The organism is Pelagicoccus enzymogenes, assembly GCF_014803405.1.
In the GTDB taxonomy this organism is placed as follows: Bacteria; Verrucomicrobiota; Verrucomicrobiia; order Opitutales; family Opitutaceae; genus Pelagicoccus; species Pelagicoccus enzymogenes.
In genome coordinates this window covers 210,370-230,920 of the sequence record NZ_JACYFG010000040.1, presented here as the reverse complement: position 1 = coordinate 230,920, position 20,551 = coordinate 210,370, and the positions used below count along the sequence as shown (strand labels likewise).

The 20,551-nt window shown below is 59.1% G+C and carries 13 protein-coding genes and 1 pseudogene; 8 read left to right on the top strand and 6 right to left on the bottom strand.

What is annotated here, in order from left to right; translation table 11 throughout:
- Positions 1-14: 14 nt before the first annotated feature.
- Both IEN85_RS17220 and IEN85_RS17215 read right to left on the bottom strand, forming a co-directional pair.
- Complete coding sequence (locus IEN85_RS17220) at positions 15-824, bottom strand: PRC-barrel domain-containing protein (protein WP_191618344.1); 810 nt, start codon at positions 822-824, stop codon at positions 15-17.
- 193 nt (positions 825-1,017) lie between these two features.
- A complete protein-coding gene (locus IEN85_RS17215; RefSeq protein ID WP_191618343.1) occupies positions 1,018-1,845 on the bottom strand; it encodes a helix-turn-helix domain-containing protein in 828 nt (275 codons plus the stop codon).
- A 79-nt stretch (positions 1,846-1,924) separates the two neighbouring features.
- Here IEN85_RS17215 and IEN85_RS17210 point away from each other — a divergent pair, with 79 nt between their 5' ends.
- Together IEN85_RS17210 and IEN85_RS17205 are read left to right on the top strand one after the other, a co-directional pair.
- Complete coding sequence (locus IEN85_RS17210) at positions 1,925-2,683, top strand: SDR family NAD(P)-dependent oxidoreductase (protein WP_191618342.1); 759 nt, start codon at positions 1,925-1,927, stop codon at positions 2,681-2,683.
- A 25-nt stretch (positions 2,684-2,708) separates the two neighbouring features.
- A complete protein-coding gene (locus IEN85_RS17205) occupies positions 2,709-3,782 on the top strand; it encodes a mannonate dehydratase (protein ID WP_191618341.1) in 1,074 nt (357 codons plus the stop codon).
- Positions 3,783-4,224: 442 nt separating this feature from the next.
- On the opposite strand, the gene IEN85_RS17200 is transcribed toward IEN85_RS17205, so the two are convergent.
- The 3 genes from IEN85_RS17200 to IEN85_RS17190 all read right to left on the bottom strand — a co-directional run bounded on the left by IEN85_RS17200 (position 4,225) and on the right by IEN85_RS17190 (position 11,074).
- Entirely contained in the window at positions 4,225-6,516 is a 2,292-nt protein-coding gene (locus IEN85_RS17200; RefSeq protein ID WP_191618340.1) for a PAS domain-containing hybrid sensor histidine kinase/response regulator, read from the bottom strand.
- A gap of 197 nt (positions 6,517-6,713) precedes the next feature.
- Entirely contained in the window at positions 6,714-7,910 is a 1,197-nt protein-coding gene (locus tag IEN85_RS17195) for an amino acid aminotransferase (RefSeq protein WP_191618339.1), read from the bottom strand.
- Positions 7,911-8,035: 125 nt separating this feature from the next.
- Entirely contained in the window at positions 8,036-11,074 is a 3,039-nt protein-coding gene (locus IEN85_RS17190; protein ID WP_191618338.1) for a carbohydrate binding domain-containing protein, read from the bottom strand.
- Positions 11,075-11,212: 138 nt separating this feature from the next.
- Here IEN85_RS17190 and IEN85_RS17185 point away from each other — a divergent pair.
- Both IEN85_RS17185 and IEN85_RS17180 read left to right on the top strand, forming a co-directional pair.
- A pseudogene (locus IEN85_RS17185) lies at positions 11,213-11,491 on the top strand (peptidylprolyl isomerase); the annotation flags it as partial.
- 3 nt (positions 11,492-11,494) lie between these two features.
- Complete coding sequence (locus tag IEN85_RS17180) at positions 11,495-11,776, top strand: peptidylprolyl isomerase (protein ID WP_191618482.1); 282 nt, start codon at positions 11,495-11,497, stop codon at positions 11,774-11,776.
- A 291-nt stretch (positions 11,777-12,067) separates the two neighbouring features.
- Here the strand turns inward: IEN85_RS17180 and IEN85_RS17175 are convergent, their stop codons facing one another.
- Positions 12,068-15,430 (bottom strand): ATP-binding protein, encoded by a 3,363-nt coding sequence (locus tag IEN85_RS17175; RefSeq protein ID WP_224772700.1) that lies wholly within the window; start codon positions 15,428-15,430, stop codon positions 12,068-12,070.
- A 349-nt stretch (positions 15,431-15,779) separates the two neighbouring features.
- Between IEN85_RS17175 and IEN85_RS17170 the strand changes: the two genes are divergently transcribed.
- The 4 genes from IEN85_RS17170 (at position 15,780) to IEN85_RS17155 (ending at position 20,389) form a co-directional block, all read left to right on the top strand.
- Positions 15,780-17,981, top strand: coding sequence for a DUF1800 family protein (locus tag IEN85_RS17170; RefSeq protein WP_191618336.1), 2,202 nt, complete (start codon positions 15,780-15,782; stop codon positions 17,979-17,981).
- A gap of 124 nt (positions 17,982-18,105) precedes the next feature.
- Positions 18,106-19,395, top strand: a complete 1,290-nt coding sequence (locus IEN85_RS17165) for a DUF1501 domain-containing protein (protein ID WP_191618335.1) — start codon at positions 18,106-18,108, stop codon at positions 19,393-19,395.
- Complete coding sequence (locus tag IEN85_RS17160) at positions 19,392-20,021, top strand: hypothetical protein (protein WP_191618334.1); 630 nt, start codon at positions 19,392-19,394, stop codon at positions 20,019-20,021. Before IEN85_RS17165 ends, IEN85_RS17160 begins: the two co-directional genes overlap by 4 nt.
- 26 nt (positions 20,022-20,047) lie before the next feature.
- Positions 20,048-20,389: a cupin domain-containing protein gene (locus IEN85_RS17155; protein ID WP_191618333.1), complete on the top strand. Its 342-nt coding sequence runs from the start codon at positions 20,048-20,050 to the stop codon at positions 20,387-20,389.
- Positions 20,390-20,551 lie beyond the last annotated feature (162 nt).

The following is a 20,551-nucleotide window of genomic DNA, read 5'->3' as shown; positions in this document are numbered from 1 at the left end:
GAAGAGCGGTTTTCTCACATAGGCGTGAGGACCGAAGCGTCTTCCTTCCAGTGGTAAGGGCGTCCGTAGTAGTCGTAGAGGTTTTTCTCGTAGTCGCGGTTGATGGGGGCGCTGGGGTCGTATTTGGGAGCGTTCTCGATCTGCTTGCGCGAGAGTCCGACGGTTGCGTAGTTTTCCTTCCAGTCGATGGACTCGATCCAGCCGATGTCGATGAGGCTCTTGCGGCCCGGCAGCCAGTTCTTGGTATCGATTACAAGGTATTGAAGTTTCCACTTCTCGTCATCGAAGATGAAGTCCTCCACGTGCCCGAAGCTGTCGTCGCGGGCGTCGACGTGGTAGCCGATGACCTCCTTGGCGGACTGTAGGTGGCTCTCCGCTATTTGGTCCAGCCTCTCGGAGTGCTGCTCCCGCTCCACGCGGGAGGGGCTTTGAACTTCCTCATGTGGCGGAAAGAAGATGGGCTCCTGGGTGAATCCCCAAGTGTAGGGGCCAGACCAATACGGTTGGCTCTGCTTGTAGTAACGAGCGTATTCGCGCTCGTATTGGCGAGAGACTGGCTCGTGCTCCTCGATCTTGGGAGCGTTCTCGATTTGCTCCTTGGTGAGTTCGACGGGGAAATGCTTCCGTTGCCAGCCCGTTTCCGGCTGTTTGGCGTGGTGGGGGCTGACGAGGACTTTTTGCCCGGGGAGCCAACGTCCGGTGTCGACGACCAAGTAGCGCATGCGCCAGTGGCGGTCGTCGAAGAGGGTGTCTTTCACTTTACCGAGGGTTCCGTCGAGGGCTTCTACGGGGTAGCCGAATGTGTCATGGATGCTTCTCAACATGACGAGTCCTTTCCTTTGAGTTAAGGTGATGGTTCGGTTTAGGAACCGCATGCCCCGCGCCAGCCTGTGCGCTGCCCGTGGAGAGGAGGGCGGGAATGTCGATAGTCTCGCTCAGGCCTGCTTTTCGCATTGTGGGGCAATGCAAGGCGCACGGGAAGATGCGGCGGACGGCGTGGCAGCCGTCCCTCTAGGTTTACTGGCTGGGGGCGGCTCCGTGGTGTTTTTTGTAGGCGCGGCTGAAGTCTTGGGGATGGCGGTAGCCCATCTCGTAGGCGACGCTTTTGACGGAGCGTCCCTCAAGTTTGAGCAGGTGGCGGGCATGGTCCATCTTGAGCTTCTGGAAGTGCTGGCCGGGGGATTCGCCGAGCTCGTCGATGAAGAGACGGTGCAGGGTCATGGGCGAGATGTCGAGGAAGCGTGCCAAGGTGGTGGCGGGAGTGGTCTTGTTGAGATTGTGCAGCATCCACTGGCGGGCGGCCCGGATGCGGTTGCGTCCGGGGCGGCTGTTTTTGTTTTCTCCAGCCCGCCGGAAGCTCAGGTCGAGCATGCCGCGGAGGTGGAAGAGGGCGAAGGCGTTCTGCTCGGATGTATCCAGCGTTACGATACGGGACTGCTCGTGAAGGGAACTGAGCAGGCGAACCAGGTCTTGGGAGAAGTTCGCGGTTTCGTAGAAGTCGGCCGGCGGGGCGGGCTCGCGCAAGGGCGGATCCTTCCAGATCCAATTGATGACCTTGACGCCTTTGCCAGCTTGCAGGGGAAAGCCGAAGGGGAAGTCTGGCCCGCAGAGCAGTCCTTCGCCGGCTTGGAAGTCTTGGCTGCCGCGGCGGTGCTCGAGGGTGACCTCGCCTTCGAGCAGAATCCAGTAGGTCCAGCCCGGGTTGCTGTGCATGGGGATGGCTTCGCGGGCGAAGTTACGTTCCCCCCAACCGAGGTAGACCAGCGGGTCGTTGATGTCTCCCTGCCAAGTTGGATAGAGTTCGGAGGGGGGGAGCAGGCGATGGGGATATTTTCGCTCGGACATAGGAATTTATAACATTGGGTTAATTTCACCGTTATCAATTCTCTTTTTATTAGGGGAGAAGTTGCTAGATTAGACTGTTATGAGAAACGCATTTGATCTCGCTGGGCAGCGCGCCTTGATCACTGGAGGAGGCACTGGAATTGGTCTCGGCATGGCTAAGTGCCTGGTTGCCAGCGGCGCCGCGGTGGTTTTGGTTGGGCGTCGCGAATCGGCCTTGAAAGAGGCGGCGGCGGAAATTGGCGAGCGGGCCAGCTATCGGGTGTTTGACGTGACGGATCTGGCGGCGGTCCCGCAGTTCGTGCAGTCGGTGGAGTCGGAGCTCGGTCCGGTCGACACTTTGATCAACAACGCCGGCGTGCACCTCAAGAAGGAAGCCAGCGGCATCAGCGACGAGGAGTTTCAAACGGTGATGCAGACGCACGTGAACGCGGCCTTCGCTCTGAGCCGCGAATTTGGCAAAGCCATGATGGAGCGGGGAACGGGCAACATCATTTTCACGGCTTCGATGGCCTCTATTTTCGGCATTCCCATGGTGGCTGCTTACTCGGCTGCCAAGACGGCTCACCTCGGACTCGTCCGAGCCTTGACGGCGGACTTTTCGCCGCGTGGGGTGCGCGTCAACGCGATCGCTCCGGGTTGGATCCACTCCGAGATCATGCACAAGGCGGTAAACGCCGATCCTAAGCGCAAGGAGAAGATCCTCTCCCGCACGCCGCTGGGCGACTTTGGGGATCCGGAAGACATTGGCTGGGCGGCTGCCTACCTAGCTTCGCCGGCGGCTAAGTTCGTGACTGGAGTTTGCCTGCCGGTAGACGGCGGAGCGTCGATCGGATTTTAAGTGTAGTTTCTTTGTTGATACGTTTATGAAACTTGGATTTGGCCTTTATCGGCATATGCTCGATCGCGAGCATCTTCGCTTCGCCAAGCAGGCGGGCGCGACCCATATCGTGGTGCACTTGGTGGACTACTTCAACCAAGGGGGCGATGGTAAGGACCAACCGACGACGGGCGGTCGCGGCGGAGGCTGGGGGCACGCTGGAGATCCGGAGAAGCTCTGGAGCAAGGAGCAGCTTTTGCAGATCAAGGACCTGATCGAGAGCGAAGGCTTGGTTTGGCACGCGATCGAAAACTTTGACCCGGCGCATTGGCACGACGTCTTGCTCGACGGCCCGAAGAAGCGGCAGCAGATCGAGGGCTTGAAGCAGATGATTCGGGCTATGGGCGAAGTCGGCATCGCGGTGATGGGGTACAATTTCAGCCTTGCGGGCGTTTACGGTCGCACCACTGGCAACTACGCTCGCGGGCAAGCGGGGGGCGTGGGCATGGAAGGTTTCGTGGACGAGGAGCCGATGCTCGACGGCATGGTCTGGAACATGACTTTTGACGAAAACGCCACCGGCACGGCCGCGCGTACTCGTATCAGCAGCGACGAGCTTTGGGCGCGTTTGAGCTATTTTTTGCAGGAGCTCGTTCCGGTGGCGGAGGAAGCGGGCGTGATGCTGGCGGCCCATCCGGATGATCCTCCGGTTCCCCGTTTGCGCGACACGCCGCGTTTGGTCTACCAGCCCGACATGTACCAGCGCCTCTTGGACATCGTGCCGAGCAAGTGCAGCGGTCTGGAGTATTGCCTGGGCACCTTGGCGGAAATGACCGAGGGCGACATTTACGAGGCGACGGAGCAATACGCGGCGCAACAGAAAATTGGATACGTGCACTTTCGCAACGTCCGCGGCAAGGCTCCTCATTACGAAGAGGTATTTATTGACGAGGGCGATATCGACATGGAGCGGATCGTGGCGATTCTCAAGAAGCATGACTTTCAGGGAGTCCTGATTCCTGACCATGCTCCCGCTATGGCCTGCTCAGCTCCTTGGTATGCGGGCATGGCTTACTCGATGGGTTACATGAAAGCCTTGTTGGGCAAAGCCGATAGATAGAGCGAGGCACGCTTTTTTTGTGGGTCCGGGTTAGCGGAGGTAATAGTTCTGGGGGGAACTTTTCCGCGGCCCGGGCCCTTTTTTTTGGGGGGTGATTGCTCAAGGTCGGAGTGAGTTAGCTGGCTTTCTGGGTGATTCGATTGTGGGAAGCGGCCTTGTGCCGCGATTGATCAGGTTGGAAATGGCGACGCAAGGTCGCTTCCCACCGAAAATTCACTTTTTCCGCAAAAGGGGGATTTGCTGCAGTGAGGGGGAAGGGAGGATTGGCCCCTGCGTTGCTCCTGCAGCGCGGACCGGGTGGAACCGGTCCCTCCTTTGAGTTGTTTACGTTGCAATGCGTCTTCGGTACCGAAGCGACAAAGCGTCAGCGCCCAAAGCCGCGCCACCAGGTTGGATTGTAGGGATTTGACGACCGCGCCCACAGGACGTCCCATCTTTTGCGCTAGGCGCGCCGTTGGCGTTTTTGGAAGTCGCCGAGTACGCGTTTGATCTTTGACCGGGATATGGGCTTTGTAATGAAATCTTCGATACCGCAATCCGTGCAAGACTGCTTGATCTGTGGGGTCGAGTCCGCGGTGACGGCCACGATGTAGGGGCGTGGTCGGTCGCTTTGCAGGGAACGGAGCCGGCTGAAGGTTTCGATGCCGTTCATCTTGGGCATGTGAATGTCGAGGAAAACGATGTCGTATGGGTTCTTGCAGATGAGTTCGAGGGCGGTGTGGCCGTCGGCGCAGCTCTCGCAGGGAAGCTCAAGTTCGGAAAGGACTTCGCTGAGTACCTCTCGGTTGCTCTTGATATCGTCGACGATCAGGGTGCGGGTATTGGCGGGCGGACAGAAGCCGGCGTCATTGGATTGCTGTGATTGTTGCCGTTGGCCGGTTTGGAAGCAACGCAGGGGGATCCAGCCGCTGAAACTCATGCCGTGGCTGGGGTTAGGGATTGCTTCGATTTCGCCTCCAAGGATGCTGAGGGCGCGTTGGCATATGCTCAGTCCGAGGCCGGCTCCCTCGGTTTCCCGCGAGTTGGAGGAATCGATGCGGACGAAGGGCTCGAAGACTTTCTTGAGGCTGTCGCTGGGAATGCCGGGGCCCTCGTCGATGACTTTGAAGTGGAGCTTAGCGTCGTCGCCGGCTTGGGTGCAGGTCTGGTAGCTCAGCAGGAGGATGACCTGTCCTTCGGCGGTGAACTTGATGGCGTTGTCGATGAGGTTGTTGAGGACGTTGCGCAGCAGTTTCTTGTCGAGGGCGAAGGATTCGTCGCGTGGGCCGGACAAGGAGGTGAGGAAGGTGATGCCTTTGCTTTCAGCCTTGAGCGCGAAGGTGGACTCGAAGTCGTTTCGCAGATCGTTGAGGCAAAGGCTGTCGAACTCCTGGTCGTAGATCTCCGGATCCATCTTCGAGATTTCCAGCAAGCTGTTGATATGCTCGTGCAACTGCTGACCGGCCGCGTTGATGCTGCGGGCGATCTCTGAGATGCTGGGGTCGACGTTGGGGCGCCGGGTGAGGATCTCGGAGAATCCCAGGATGGGATTGAGAGGGGTCTTGAGGTCGTGGCTGATCATGGCCAGGAAGCGGTCCTTGGCCTGGTTTTGCCGATTGGAGCTGACGAGGGCCTCCTCCAGGGATTTCAGGGCGGACACGTCTCGGCCTGCGAGCTGGATTTCTTGGGCCCCGCTGAGGGGGTTGCCGATGGTGGTCGCCTGCCAAAGGTGGCGAATCGCTTGGCCTTTTTTGCTCTGGCTGTGGGTGATGAAAGAGCGTCGTAGCCTGAGCTTGGAGTCTTCTCCGGTGATGGCTTTGAAGTCGGAAAGGTTGGGGTAGCGCTGGATGGCGGATTCGAGGGTGAGCTCGAGGTCGAGCTCTTGGGTGTCGAGGAAGTGCCTCGCGAAAATGGAGTTGTAATAGGTGATGCGGTGGTCGACTCCAAGGCGCACGACTGCGTCGCCTTGGGATTCGGCGATGGCGCGGTAGCGTTCCAGCAACTGCAGCTTCTCGTTTTCGGTCTGCTTGCGTTCCTCTATGAGCTGGGTGGTGCCCAGCATATGGGTGGCTTGGCCCGAAGAGGCGCGTTGGGTGACGACCCCGAATTGCTTTATCCAGAGGTATTGTTTGTCGACGCTCTTGCAGCGGTACTCTGCATCCCAGGTATCTTTATTCCCGTCGATGGCTTGCCGCAGGGCGGCTTGGGCGTCTTCGCGGTCCGCGGGGTGGACGCGTTCGACCCAGAATTCGGAGCCGCTGGGAATATCGGAATACCGGTAGCCGAGGATACATTCTTGAGGGCCAACCAAGCTCAAGGAGTCGCTTTCAAGGTCCCAGTCCCAGCACATTTGCTGCGACGAGCTCATGAGCAGGTTCATTTTGCGCATCAGATCCTTGTAACGCTGGCGGTAGCTGCGTTCGTTTGGTTGAGCTTTGTCGGAGGCGCTTTTGAGGGTAACTTTGATTACCTCTTCCTTGTCTGCGGAAGCGGGAATGCGCTCGAGTAAGAGAGTGCTCCAAATCTGCCCGTCGAAAAGGGGCAGGTCGACGTGCGAGCTTGCCAGACCGCTTTGGACGAAGGTTTCGAAGGCGGCTTGGCAGGTTTCCTCAAGCCTTGGATGAAGGAGGGAAACCCATCGAACGGGAGGCGCTTCTGGGGAAGAGGAGGAGGTCGGTGCGTTGACCAATTGGGCGTGGGTGTTCACGAAGTAGCTTCGGAAACGGTCGCTATCGCCTTTGCATGGCTTTTTCATGGAGAATTGGCTTCGGACAAGCAATGAACACTGAAAGAGGGAAATGCAATTCCTGAGGGTCTTGCATACTTATGCATTGCGTTTCGCAGCGAGTGCTCCCTTCGCTCTGGAAGCTTCTTTGCCCTTTTGCGGACGCGAAAAAGGCGAGCCTGCAGGCTCGCCTTATGGAAATCGGAATTAGCGTGGCTACTGGCCCGCTAGAGCACGGCTTTGATGGCGGCGACGACGCGGTCGATGTTGTCGTCGGTGATGCCGGCCACGTTGATGCGTCCGGAGTCGACGATGTAGACGCTGTGCTTCTCGCGCAGGGCGACGGCTTGCTCCTTGTTGAGTCCGGTGAAGGAGAACATGCCTTTTTGCTGGGTGAGGAAGCTGAAGTCGCGTTCTACGCCGGCTGCCTTGAGCGCATCCACAAATTGGGTACGCACGCTGGCGATTCGCTCGCGCATGGCGGCGAGCTCGGCATGCCACTGCTCGGTGAGCTTCTCGTCGGAGAGGATAGTAGTGACAATGGCTCCGCCGTGAGCGGGCGGGTTGGAGTAGTTGACGCGCACGGAGATCTTGAGCTGGGAGACGACGTTGGCGTAGTTGCTGGCGTCGTCGGTCACGACGTGCAGGGCGCCGACGCGGTCCTGATAGAGCCCGAGGTTCTTGGAGAAGGACTGGCAGACGAAGGCAGGGAGGCCGGCCTTGGCTACGATGCGAGCAGCAGCGGCGTCCTCTTCGATTCCGTCACCGAAACCTTGGTAGGCGAAGTCGATGAGAGGTATCCACTTCTTGGATGCGGCGATACGGGCGACGTCTTCCCATTGCTCGAGGGTAAGGTCGGCTCCGGTTGGGTTGTGGCAGCAGCCGTGCAAGACGACGACGTCTCCAGCGGGGATGGCTTCGAGGGATTCGAGGAATCCGCAGTAGTCGAGGCTGAGGGTCGCGGAGTTGAAGTAGTTGTAGGTTTCGACCTTGAGGCCGGGGGCGGCGAAGATGCCTTTGTGGTTGGCCCAGGTGGGGTTGGAGACCCAAACGGTTTTGGTTTCGAGGTTTTTGGCGATGAAGTCTGCGGCGACGCGCAGGGCTCCGGTGCCGCCGGGCGTTTGCAGGGAGGCGACGCGCCCTTGCAGTTGGGCGGCGAGTTCTTCGCCGAAGCAGAGCTTTTGGGTGAGGCTGGCGTAGGCGGGAGTGCCGGTCATGGGCAGGTAGCTCTTGGAGGTGGAGCTTTCGAGCATGCGTTTTTCCGCTTCCTTTACGGTGTCGAGGATGGGAGTGACTCCGGACTGGTCGACGAAGACGCCTACGGAGAGGTTGATCTTGTCGGGATTGGGATCGGCCTTGAATGCCTCGGTGAGGCTGAGGATGGGATCCGCGGGAGCGAGGCTAACGGTGTCGAAGTGTGACATGGCTCTAGTTTTTGTGGCTTTTGTGCTGTTGGTGCAAAGTAAGGCAGCGGCGACCGTAGTTTGTGACGGGGGCGTGTCAATTTAAGGATGAAGCTAGGTGGAAGAAGCTTGCGGGGGAAGCGGGGCTATTGGGGGGCGAGGCGAGAGAAGCTCGTTTGGGCGGCGGTTTGGTGGGTGATGGTCAGGAGGTTGTGGGTAGTGTCGTGGGAGTCGACTTGGAGGCTGATCGGGGCGTTGCCGATGGGGTGGCTTTGCCAAGTTTCGAGGTTGGAACTGTTGTCGACTTGCAGGTACTCGAGCGGATAGTCCAAGGGGATGAGAAGCTGGTAGGTGAAGGTTGGCTTGCCGTCGACGATGCGGACGGATTGCTGGATAGGGTTTCGACTGTCGGGCGACTTGGGGTCGAGTTGGCCAAAGAATTCGAGGAGGTTAGGGATATGGTCGCCGTCGGGATCGGCGGCCCGGCCGGAAATATCCTCGTCGGTTTGTTCGGCGGAATCGGTCCAGTGGCTCTCCCGCCAGGCTTGGTAAGGGTCGCCAGCTTCAACGGAGATTTCGTACCACAGCGATTGGTGAGCGCCGCCGATTTCGAGGGTGGCATCGTCGCCGCTAGCGATGACGGGGATCTCCGCGAGGCGTTGGCCAGTCTCGTCGAGAGTCCAGGCGGTGACCCGCTCGGCGGGGTAGGGCAGGGTGATGGTGGCGGGGATAGCTTCGGTGAGCGAGGGGGCTTGGCCCCAGTTGCGGCCGACGGAGCTTTTGGTGGAGTCGGTCCAGACCATGTTGGTGTTTTCGGTGAGTCCGGTGGCGACAAGCAGGATGTTGGCGGGGGCGTAGCGGTTTTCGAAGGAGCCTTGGCGGGCGGTGAGGGTGAGGGTGGCCCAGTCTTCCTGTGTAGTGGCGATGTCGATACTGACGTTTCCGATGTCGAAATCTCGTCCGTTTATGTAGCCGACGATGCTGCGGGTTTTTGCAGTGTTGACGGTGACGACGCCTTTGTTGGCGGAGGAGAGGTCCCAAATGAGCTCTTGTGTGTCGGAGGGGTAGCTGGGGCCGCTCGGAGCGGCGGGGGCAGTGGTCAGACCATTGGCTTCGTTGCCGATTGAGAGAGCGACTTGGTGGGTGAGCGCCAGTTCGTGCGGGATTTCGAGGTCGCGGCCGTCCCCGACTTTCCAGGCGCGTCCTTTGGTGGCGACGACTTGGGCTTCGGTAGCAGGGTCGAATCGCATGAGGACTTGGTTTTGGGCGGGCGCGATGTGGTGGTTGCGAAACATCTGGGCCCCGGCGAGGGCGTTGGCCATGGCGGAGGGATGGGCGTTCATGTTGAAGTAGCCGTCCCAGTAGCCTTGGTCCCAGGTGCCGGTGCCGCCTTTGGAGTAGTCGAAGAAATAGATGCCGTCCCAGTCTTGCAGGGAGGCGTAGGCGGCAACGAGTAGGGGGCCTTCTGAGGCGAAGGGGTTGGGGTAGGCGTGGCGGTATTCGGATACGGTGTGGGGAAAGCCGTCGACGCGTTGCTTGGCGAGGCTAGCGAAGGTGTTGTCCAGAGTATTGACCATGGAGACGGGGTTGACGGTCCAGTTGTCGGGATCCCAAGGCTGGCCGGGGAAGTTGGGATGCTGCCAGTAGGAGTGCGTATCCACGAGATCATACACGCCTTGGATGTTGGGCGTGGAGTTCATGATGGTGGTACCGTTGACGAGCCCGCCGCAGTCGAGCTCGTCTTTGATATAGTCCCGCATGTCGGTCCAATAGTCTGTGGCGAGGTCGATGAGGAAGCGGGTCCAGTCGAGGCTGCGGTTGGGCAAATAGGAGCCGTCGCTAGTGTTGTTGGATATATTAGCCTCTTCGAGGCTCTGGCCAGCGGGCAGGGAGGCGGAGAGGTCGGCCCCGGAGCGGAGCGAAAAGCCGGAGAAGTAGATTGGGCCCGCTTGGCCGATGTAGTTGGAGATGTTGAGGCGTAGGTTATCGTCGGATACGCTGGAGGCGAAGGTGTAGCTGAACTGTTGCCATTCGGTAGTGGCGGTGAGTCCGGAGTAGTTTTGCACGCCAGAGTAAGGGGCGTAGGCGAGGCCGATGCCTGCGTTGAAGCTGCGTTCGGCATCGGCTTTGGCCCAGAAGGAGAGGGTGTAGAGCTGGTCTTTTTCGAGGCTCACGCCACTTTGGTTGAGTTGGCCGTGCCAGTTGGTTTCGCTGGTGGTGAGCACGTCGATCTTGATGGCTTGGCGGCCGTCGAACAGGCCGGTGGTGGCGTTGGTGTCAGCTCCTTGGTGCTCCTCGGAGTTCCAGTTGGCGAGTCCGTTGTCGAAGCTTGGGTTGGCCAGCTTTTCGAGGCCGAGCGCTTCGCTGTCGCCACTCCAAGCGGAGAGCAGCTCGGCTGTGGTGGCGTAGCGGTCTTGCAGCCAAGCGTTCCATTTAGATTGTAGTTGGTTCTTGTATACTTGCGGCCACTTGTTGACGGAGCCTCCGTAGTACTGGTGGAAGATGCCGTTCTCGTTGTTGACCTCTACCACCGCGATGGCGGGATCCTCGGCGTAAGTCAGCCCGGTGTAGGGGTTTGTGTGGGTGAGCAGCTGGCGCACGAATTCCTTCTCGAGATCGCGGAAGGTTTCGTCCACGAAGCCGAGCACGTGGCGTTCCTTCCAGTCGAGCTGGGATTCGACCTGGGAGTCGAGTCCGTCGGCGACCTTGAAGTCGCGGGAGTTTATGAGGTTGATGTTGGAGTAGATGCCGTGGGATTTGAGCTGGGCGATGAAGTAGTCGAGCTTTTCCAGATTGGCGGCGTTCAGCTGTCGGGAGTTGCCTTGGGCGTAGTCGATGATGGATCCGCTTCCCCAATTGTTGTCCATGTGGTGGAAGCGCACGATATTGAAGCCGAACTTTGCGAGGCGGGCGGCGATGCCTTCCGATTCCGAGTGAGTGGGGAAGCAGGAACGGGAGGTGATGTTGACGCCCCAGAAGCGGACGCGTTCGCCTCCGGCGGAGAAGTGGCTGTTCGCGTCGACGCCGATGTAGCCGTGTTGGCCAGCGGTTTCGTGGTTGAGGTCGGAGAGGTCGGTGATGCCGGCAGCATCGTCGTCCCAAGGAAGGGTGAAAGGGATCAGGTCCCCTGCGAAGAGGGAGTTGGGCAGGGTAAGGAGATAAATGAGCGCGGGGGTAATCTTCATCCTCATTAGGGGCATCAGGGGGTGGTTCGTTCGCAAGAATGGCTGCGAGGCAGATTGGGGCTTTACGCTTCCGAGCGAGATTGCAAGGTTGTCCGTCCTCTTAAATTCGAACACGAAACCGAAAGACCTATATATACCATGTCTAGAGCAAGTGCCCGTCACATTCTCGTTGAGAGCGAAGAGCTTTGCAACGAACTGAAGTCTAAAATCGAGGGCGGCGCGTCCTTTGCGGATCTCGCCAAGGAGCACTCCAAGTGTCCTTCCGGCCAGCGAGGCGGGGAGCTAGGCGAATTTGGCAAAGGCCAGATGGTGCCCGAGTTCGACAAGGTGGTCTTTTCCGCTCCCGTCAACGAGGTGCAAGGTCCGGTCAAGACCCAGTTCGGCTACCACCTGCTCGAAGTGACGGGGCGCGGGGATTCCATGCCGCGCGCTAGCGCCCGCCACATCTTGGTGGAGACCGAGGAGCAATGCAGCGACTTGAAGGCGAAGATCGCGGCAGGCGAGGCCTTTGCGGATCTGGCGAAGGCCCACTCCAAGTGCCCGTCGGGCCAAAGCGGCGGAGCCTTGGGCGAGTTTGGCCGTGGCCAGATGGTTCCGGAGTTCGACGAAGTGGTATTTTCTGCTCCGGTGAACGAGGTACAAGGTCCGGTCAAGACCCAGTTCGGCTACCACCTGTTGGAAGTGACTGAGCGCAACATGTAGCCAGCAGCCGCTGTTACGGAACATTTTAGAGCCGTCTCCTCTGTTTCGAGGAGGCGGCTTTTTTGCGGGGTCGCAGGAGGGAGCAGCCAAGGGCGTGCCTGCTGGGGGGAGTCGCGCCGATCGGTTTGATCGGGTTGGGGGGATTTGTTACTGGAACGCTTTTCGTTTAGTTAGACGCTTCATATCGCGGCACAAGGCCGCTTCCCACAATAGATGTTTGAGCGAGAGCGCGACTGTTCAAAAGGAAAGTGTTCTTGGCGGGAAGCTTTCGCTTGGCTTGGGGGCCTTGCTTTAGGGCTGAGCCTTGGCTTCGGCTGGGGCGTTTTGGCTCTTGGCTGGAGTTGGGAAGGAAATCGGCAGGGTCAAGGTGGCGGTGGCGCCGCGGCCTTTGCCGGGAGATTCCAGCGAAAGGCTTCCGCCCAGCGTTTTTGCGGCGTTGGCGCTGCTGTGCAGGCCGAAGCCATGGCCGTCCCGTTTGGTGGTGAAGCCGTGGCGGAAGAGCTTTTCCTTGTTCTCAGGTGCGATGCCGACGCCGTTGTCTTGCACGGTGAAGGCGACGGTCTCTCCGCTGGAGTGGGCCTTGAGGGTGATGACGCCGATCTCCGGCGCCTGCTCGTCGATGGCGTCGTAAGCGTTTGATATGAGGTTGAGGGCGATGTCCAGGAGACGGTGCTTGTCGTTCTCGATGGCGATGTCGGGCGGGACTTCGTTAATCACCTCAACTTGGGTTTTGCTGCGCTCGGTGCCTACGATGTTGAGGGCGGTTACGCAGAGTTCCCGCAGTCGCACGGTTTCGACTACGCTCTCGCTGCGGGCATGGGTTTGCTGGGCGGCGATCACGCTTTTGATGTGGTCGATGTCGTCGCTCATGACGCCGAGTTCATGGAGGTTTTTTGCGATTTCTTCCTCTAGCGTTTTCGACAGCTGTATCAAATAGTTGGGCACGTTTTTGCCGCGAGGATCGTTGGCGATGAAGTCGGCGATGGACTCGCGATGGGCTTCGACGAGAGCGGCCAGGCGAGTGAGCTTGGTGGCGTGGGATTCCTGGGCACGTTGGCTGAGCACGTTTACGCTGACGTTGAGCGAGTTGAGCACGTTGCCGACGTTGTGCAGGACGTTGATGGCTATTTCCGCCTTGCCTGCGGTGCGGGCGGTGGCGACCAGCTGATCTTGCATCTGATGCAATTGGTTGAGCGTGTTGGTGAGCGCCTCGGTGGTTGCGGTCAGCTCTTCGGTCTTCTCTTCGAGTTCCTCGTTTTGCACCTCGAGGCGAAGGGCTTGGGCTTCGAGTTCGTCGTTTTTGTTGGCAATTTCCTTGGTCCGCTCGGCGACCATCTTTTGGAGTTGGCGGCTGCGGCGGATCTGTTGCCGATTGTACAAGTAAACGATGGCGGCGACGGCGAGCAGGGCTCCGAGGAAGTAGGCGACGAAGGCGATGGGGCGCAGGTAGAGGGGAGTCTCCACGAAGAGGGGCAAGGCGCTGGACGCGGATTGCCCGAAAGTGTTGCGGGCGTTGAGGATGACGGTGTAGCGCCCCGGCGGGAGGTTGGTGACTTCGCGGAAGGGGATGGTACTGGGCTCCGGCCACGACTTGTCGAGTCCTTCGATGTAGATTTGGAACTGGTTTTGGGAGGATGCGAGGAAGTGGGGGAACTCGGCCTCGATGCGAAGCGAGTTTTGCTTCGGTTTCAGGCGGATGGAAGCGTCCGATTCGGCAATGGTTGGCAGTATCGCCTCGTCTTTTAGGGAGATCAGACGATGAATTTGGGGACTGGCGCGAAGCGGGTCAGGTTCGGTTGTAGGATAGCGAGCCAGCATGAGCCCGAAGCTGCCGCCGATCCAGGCTCGCCCCGCACTGTCGTACGCGATGCAGCTAGCCCTGGCTTCGAGGGCGTCGTTCATGCCGGATATTTGTCCGACAACTTCGCGGTTAGGACGCCGGACCGTTTTTCCGCGGCGGGCGTTTACGCTGATCCACGTGTCTTCCGTCGACGTGCCAAAGATGTGGTCGAATCCATAGGGAGGTTCGCTTTGGTAGTAGCCCATCTCGGGGCTTGGCTCGAAACTGTCCTTGTCGCTGTTCCAGCGGTGTGTGGGGCTCGAATTGACGTAGATTTCTCCTTCGATTTCTACCACCATGCTCCACACGTCTTGCATGTCGACGGGGAGCTGGCGTAGCTCGAAGCGGCCATTGTCTCCCAGGAGAACGACTTTGGCGTAGTCGTTCCCTCCAGTGCTTCCGATCAGGGTCCCGTCGCTGCTCTCGGCTAGGCCGAAGATTTCTCGATGGGGTCCTTCCAGGTAGCGTGGAGCGCCCCAGCTACCGTTTGAATAGCGACTGGCGAGGATGCCGCGGTAGTTTCCGGCGAGCACGAGGTCGGGATCGGCGCTCGGTTGCCACAGGTTGGTCGATCCTTCCGTCGACAGTACGGATAGCTCATCGTTTTCGTCGACTAGGCTAAGGTTCGATCCGGCGACGAAGAGCTTGCCGCGGTAGGCGAGGATGTCGTTGATGCCGCTCAAGGGGTGCTTGAGGACGAAGCTTTCGGCCATGCTGTTGGCGTGGGGATTGTTGACGTAGAGTCCGCTGGCGGTAGCGAGATAGAGCCGGTCGTTGAGCACTTCCGCTGCGACGATGGCCTCGGTGAGGCCGTGGCGCTCGTCGTAGACCAAGGTGCTGGGGCTGAGCTGGACGCGGGAAATGCTGCGCTTGGTGCTGATCCAAAGGCCGTCTTGGTTGTCGGCCCCGATGCCGAGCACGCTGGCGCTGTCGAGTCCATGCTTCTTGCTGGTTTGCTGCTGGAGGATGCCTTTGCTGTCGAACACGAGGGCGCCCGCGGCGTGGGTGCCTATGGCGAGTTGGCCGGGGGCGATTTCCTCGAAGCATTGGATGGAGCCGCCGAGCGCGGCGATGGTGGCGTTTCCGGGCCAAAACCAGCTTTTGGTGCCGTCGAAGCCGATGATTCGGTTTTGTTCGTTCAGCAGCCAGGCTCCGCCTTCGCTTCGCGTTCGCGCGTCCCTGAACCAAAGGTATTCGGTGTCGTTGAGTGGCTGCTGGGCGTCGACTAAGGTTTCGTTCTCCCAGTCCCAGCGGTTGATCAAGGCGGGCGCTCCACCGGTGGTGTATATTTCGTCCCCGATGGAGAAGAGGGCGCTGGCCCAGCTTTCGAGCTGGTAGCTGCGGATGTCTCCGTCGGGGGCGACAGTGACGAGGAGAGTGCCCTGCAGGGCGAAAAGGTATCCGCGGGCGTCGGCTATGTAGGGGAAGAGGGCGTGGCGTTCGGGATGGTCCTGGGGACTGACAAGGGTCTGAATATCGTAGTGTCCGTAGCGGTTGGGTTCGATTCGTTTCAGGCCGCTGCCGCTGGACGCGATGGTCTGCCCGCTCGACAGCGTTGCCAGCAGCCCTGGTCGCTGGAGGGAGTGGATGTCGGTCCACTGGGTACCGTCGAACACGGTGAATTGGTTTTCGCTGAGGAAAGCGATGTCGCCGTCAGGGAGCATGGCGATGCGTTTGACGGGCGAGCCGATACGCGTGGTTTTGGGGACGTAGCGCTCGATGTGGGGAGCTCCCCATTTCTCGATGGTTTCGATCGGGAGTTCGGCTCGAGCCGGGAAAGGCGCGAGGTAGGCGGCGAGGCAAAGGATTGCCAAGCAGGTCCGCCGGAAAGTACGTATGGGGTTGTGGTACACTCGGTTCGTCTGATTTAAAGGGGATTCCGGCCTCTATACCACTATCCTTCGACAGAGGGCAATTGGGGTGAACGCGCCGCGAGCCATTTTAACGAGCCTTTAGCGGATAGAAGGGATGCTCGGGGCATTTTCTGGTATCTGGTAGGATGGGTCCCCTTCATTCATTGGAAAGCGCGAGCCTAGGGTGGCTCTAGGGGTGGCGGCGCCTTGAGCTTGCAGGATATCGCTTCAGTTTCGCCTCGACGGCGCGTTTACTAGGCGAGGCGACGGTTCCCCGCTGTCCGATTGAACGACCCCAAGCCCGAAACACATGTTAGCGAACAAACAGCTCTGTGCCGCAGCGTGCCTGATGGCCTCGGTCCTATCCGCGGCGTCAGGGGCGGAGACCTTGGTGGACAGAGACGGGGATGGCTTGAGCGACGTATGGGAACTGGCGTTTGACGCTCAAGATCTGTTGCCTGGAGAGGACGCGGATGGCGACGGCTCGAGCAACCGGGAGGAATGCGAGCACGGGACGGATCCGTTCGACGCCGCTTCGTGCTTCGAGCCTTACCGATTCGAATGGGATCCCGAGGGAGTCGCTTTCGTTTTCGAAGGCGTGGAAGGGCAAAGCTACTCGGTGGAGGTGAGCGGGGATTTGGTGAACTGGGAGGAAGGTCCGGACCGCCTTTTCAGTTCGGGAGGGCCGGAGCGACTGGTGAGCCAGGCGGATGGGCAGACGCTGCGTTTCATGCGCTTCCGGGTTGGGGGCGATCAGGACGGCGATGGACTCGGTGACTTCGAGGAGAAGTTGCTGGGCACGGATCCGTTCGCGACGCATAGCGATCCTGATTTCGGCGCGGGAGACCTTGCCCAACTGATGGACCGCTTTTTCAGTGAAGGCACTTTCGATGTCGCCGGCAAACAGGTGGCAGGAGCTCTCCCGAGCTTGGAAGAGGCTTCCCGATTTCTCGCTCAAGCGTCTTTGTCTTCGCGTATCCAGGAAATAGAGACAGTTGCCTCGCTCGGTTTCGGGGCGTGGATAGATGGGCAGTTTGCCGAAGTGCCTGGCTACATTCTGCCGGGAACGAAGTGGTGGCGCGACAATGTCGAAAACTTCTTTTGGGTCCATCGTCACTATGCTTGGTGGGACCAAGTGATGAATTCTTCGGACTTGCTTCGCCAGCGCCTGGCGGTGGCATTGGGAGAGGTCTACGTGCTCTCGGACCAAGCTTTGGATGGCGGGGCGGCGACCTTTGGCATGGCGGATTTTTATGACATGTTGCTGGACCATTCTTTTGGCAACTGGAGGGACCTCTTGCGCGATACTTCGCTTCACCCGGCTATGGGGAACTATCTAAGCCACCTGAAGAATCGTAAGGCGAATCCCGAGGAGAACCGGTATCCGGACGAAAACTACGCTCGCGAGATTATGCAGCTATTCAGCATCGGGCTTTTCGAGCTCAATCCCGATGGGTCCCGCAAGCTTGACGCGGAGGGAAATCCGATTCCTACCTACGACAACGAGGACATCACCAATTTTGCCCGCGTGTTCACCGGCTTCGCCTTTGGCGGCGAGAACAATAGTCCTGACATCCGTTGGCATTTCGATTTTGGGCAGTGGGTTTGGGATGCGCCGATGAAGGCTTGGGAGCACGAGCATGACCAGGAGTGCAAGGTGTTGCTCAATGGAACGGTGCTGCCTGCCTTTTCGGAAGATCCTGGCCGCGTGGCGATGGATGACTTTGAGGCCGCCATCGACAATTTGTTTCACCATCCCAATGTTGGGCCCTTTATTTCGTATCGCCTGATTCAACGCTTGGTGAAATCGAATCCAAGTCCTGGATACGTACAGCGTGTGGCTCAGGTTTTCGCGGACAACGGAAAGGGCGTGCGGGGCGACATGAAATCAGTCGTGAAAGCGATCTTGCTCGACGCGGAAGCTCGGGTTCCGGTTTCGGACGACGACCTTTTTGCCGGCCGCCTGAGGGAACCTTATTTGAGGTGGGTGCGCATCGTGACGAGTCTCGGAGCGGCTTCAGTGGATGGCGGCAAGCCGCTCATTCCGGACTGGGAGCATCCCAGCGAGATGGGGCAGCGGGTGATGAGCTCGAATTCCGTTTTTAACTTCTTCCAGCCCGACTACGTTCCGCAGGGAGAGATGGCGGATGCGGGTTTGGTGGGTCCGGAGTTCCAAGTGCTCAACTCCTCGACGGCGATGGCGACGCAAAATATCTATGGAGGCGCTATCATGTGGGGCTTTGCGTGGCAGGATGACGATGGCGACGGCCAATACGAACCGGGCATGACCTTCGAGTTCACGGACGAGATCGCTCTTTTGAGGAGCGAGGGTGTCGGCGCGGTAATCGATCGCTTAGATTTGGTGCTCTTCCACGGAACCATGACGGATGCGACGCGGGAAATAATGCTCGACGCCTACGAGGGCCGGGCCGGTTGGTTCGACGATCGCCTGACGGTCGGGATGTTGGTGAGAATCGCTATGTTGTCGTCGGAGTTTGCAGTCACCTTGTAGTTAACGTTTGGGCACGATAGGAATGGATCTAGGAAAGAAGTTAAGCCGGAGGAAGTTTATCGGGCAGGCGAGTTGCGCGGCGGTGGGGAGCACGGCCTTTTATTCGACCCTGACGAGCCTTTTGATGAGCAGTCGCGTCTCGGCCCAGGGCTTACCGGCGGCGGGCGGGCACAAGGCGCTGGTTTGCCTTTTCTTGGATGGCGGCAACGATTCCTTCAATATGCTCGTGCCGCGGGAATCGGATGAGTTTCAACGCTATCGAGCGGCTCGCGCTGGCTTGAGCCTGCAAGCCGAGGAGCTGTTGCCGATCGCCGATGCAGCCAGCGCGCGAGCCTTCGGGCTGCATCCGGAAATGGCTGCGATGCAATCTCTGTACGCTGCCGGGGAGCTCGCCTTCGTTTGCAATGTCGGGACCTTGATCGAGCCGACCACTTTGGCCGCTTTCGAGAACCGGAGCGCTCGACTCCCGCTGGGGCTCTTTTCCCATTCGGACCAAGTGATGCATTGGCAAACCTCTACGCCAGACAAACGGGATTCCAAAGGGTGGTTTGGGCGGATGGCGGACGTGTTGGATGCCCTGAACGAGTCGCCGAAGGTGTCCATGAACATCTCCCTTGCCGGGACGAACATCCTGCAGAGCGGAGATTCGCTGATTCCCTACAGCATCACACCCAATGGAGCGATCGACCTGCAGTTTTACGGGAATGAAGACCACCAGTATTTCAAAGGGGCGGTGGACAGCGTATTGGATCAGCAATACCAAAACCTCCTGCAGCGTACCTACGCCCGTTTCAATCGTAGCGCCATCGACCTAGGGGTGGAGTTCAATGCAGCAGTCGGAGAGGAAATCCCTTTTTCCACGGAGTTCCCCGACACTCGCCTTGGAGACGAGCTCAAGATGATCGCTCGCAGCATCGCGGCCAGCGGCAATCTGGGGCACCAACGGCAGACCTTTTTAACGCGTCGTGGCGGATTCGATACGCACGACGATCTGATGGATGCCCATGAAGGTTTGATGCGGGAAGTGAGCGATGCGGTGGGCGCCTTTTGGGCAGCCATAAAAGAGATGGGATTGGAAGACGAAGTGGTCCTGTTTTCCGCTTCTGACTTTGGCCGGACTCTTACCAGCAACGGAGATGGCACGGACCACGGTTGGGGCGGGAACCACTTCGTGCTCGGCGGCGGCTTGCATGGCGGCAGACTTTACGGCGACTACCCGGAGAACATCGGTTTAGGCAACGATTTGGATACGGGCCGCGGTCGCCTCATTCCTACCACCTCCGTGGACCAGTACTTCGCGGAGCTTGCCCTCTGGCTTGGGACTTCGCAGTCGGACTTGTCCCTAGCCCTGCCTAACATCGAGCGCTTCTACGACCTCGGATCCAGCTCGAGCCCACTGGGGCTTTGGGGATGAAGAAAGTTGGCGGTTTTGCTGTTTTGCTTGTAGGAGCGCTTGTCCTTGCAGGAGTGTACCTGTGGCGTCGCGACCTTCCCGAGACACGGGAGAAGCCGCTGGCGTATCCATCAGCCAATACAGCGCCGAGAGCCTTGGAGGACTCCAGCGAACGGAGTCGTAACGCAGAGCCCTCGAATGCGGAGCAGATGGTGTCGCCTCCGACGGTGGACGCTCCCTTTTGGGAGTTGGAGGAAGGGGATGTGGTGACGGATGTGAAGCATCCAGAGTTGCTGCGTCATTACGGAGCGGATACAGGAGGTGGGGAGCGAGACCTGCGATTGGTGGCATCCGTACTTCAACGTTTCTGGCTGCATTTCAAAGACCCGGACTTGATTGCGGTCGGGTCCAACGCGGATGTGCTCGCATCGCTGGCTGGCGACAATCCAGAGGGGATCGCCTTTGTTTCGCGGACCAACAAGTTTTTGGATCCGGAAGGGAGGCTGTTGGATCGTTGGGGGGAACCTCTGTTTTTCCATGCGAAGTCGATGACGCGGATCGAAATACGTTCCAACGGCCCCGACAGAGAACGTTACACGGAAGACGATATCGTGGTGGTGGCCAGCTCCGCTTTGCCATTGCGGTAGCGGGCTGCCGTGATTTGCTGGCGGCTATGAACAAATTTGAAATATCGCAGCTGGACGAGATCCCCTCCGTTCCCTGTCCTTGTGGCCAGTCGCGACGCGCTTTTGCCACGCCCGACAATCCCGTGGCCACGCTACATCTAGTGGACATCTCGAAGGACGCGAAGACGCACTACCACAAGAAGCTCACGGAGATCTACCTCGTGCTGGAAGGGGAAGGGCACATGGAGCTGGACGGCGAGCTTTACCCGGTCAAGCCCATGACCTCTATCCTTATCAAGCCCGGATGCCGTCACCGAGCGATCGGCAAGCTCAAGATCGTAAACATCCCGGTGCCAGCCTTCGATCCGGAAGACGAATGGTTCGACTGAGCGGCACTGTGTCAAACTGGCTCGATGAGACGGTTCGCTATGTGAAATAACGAGCCGTCAATTACGCTCGTTGATTTTGTAAGTTACTTATAGTCAATGCTAAGTGTGCTCTGTGCCACTTGGCATTTTTTGTGCATTTATGTTGGCACCACTTAATTCAAT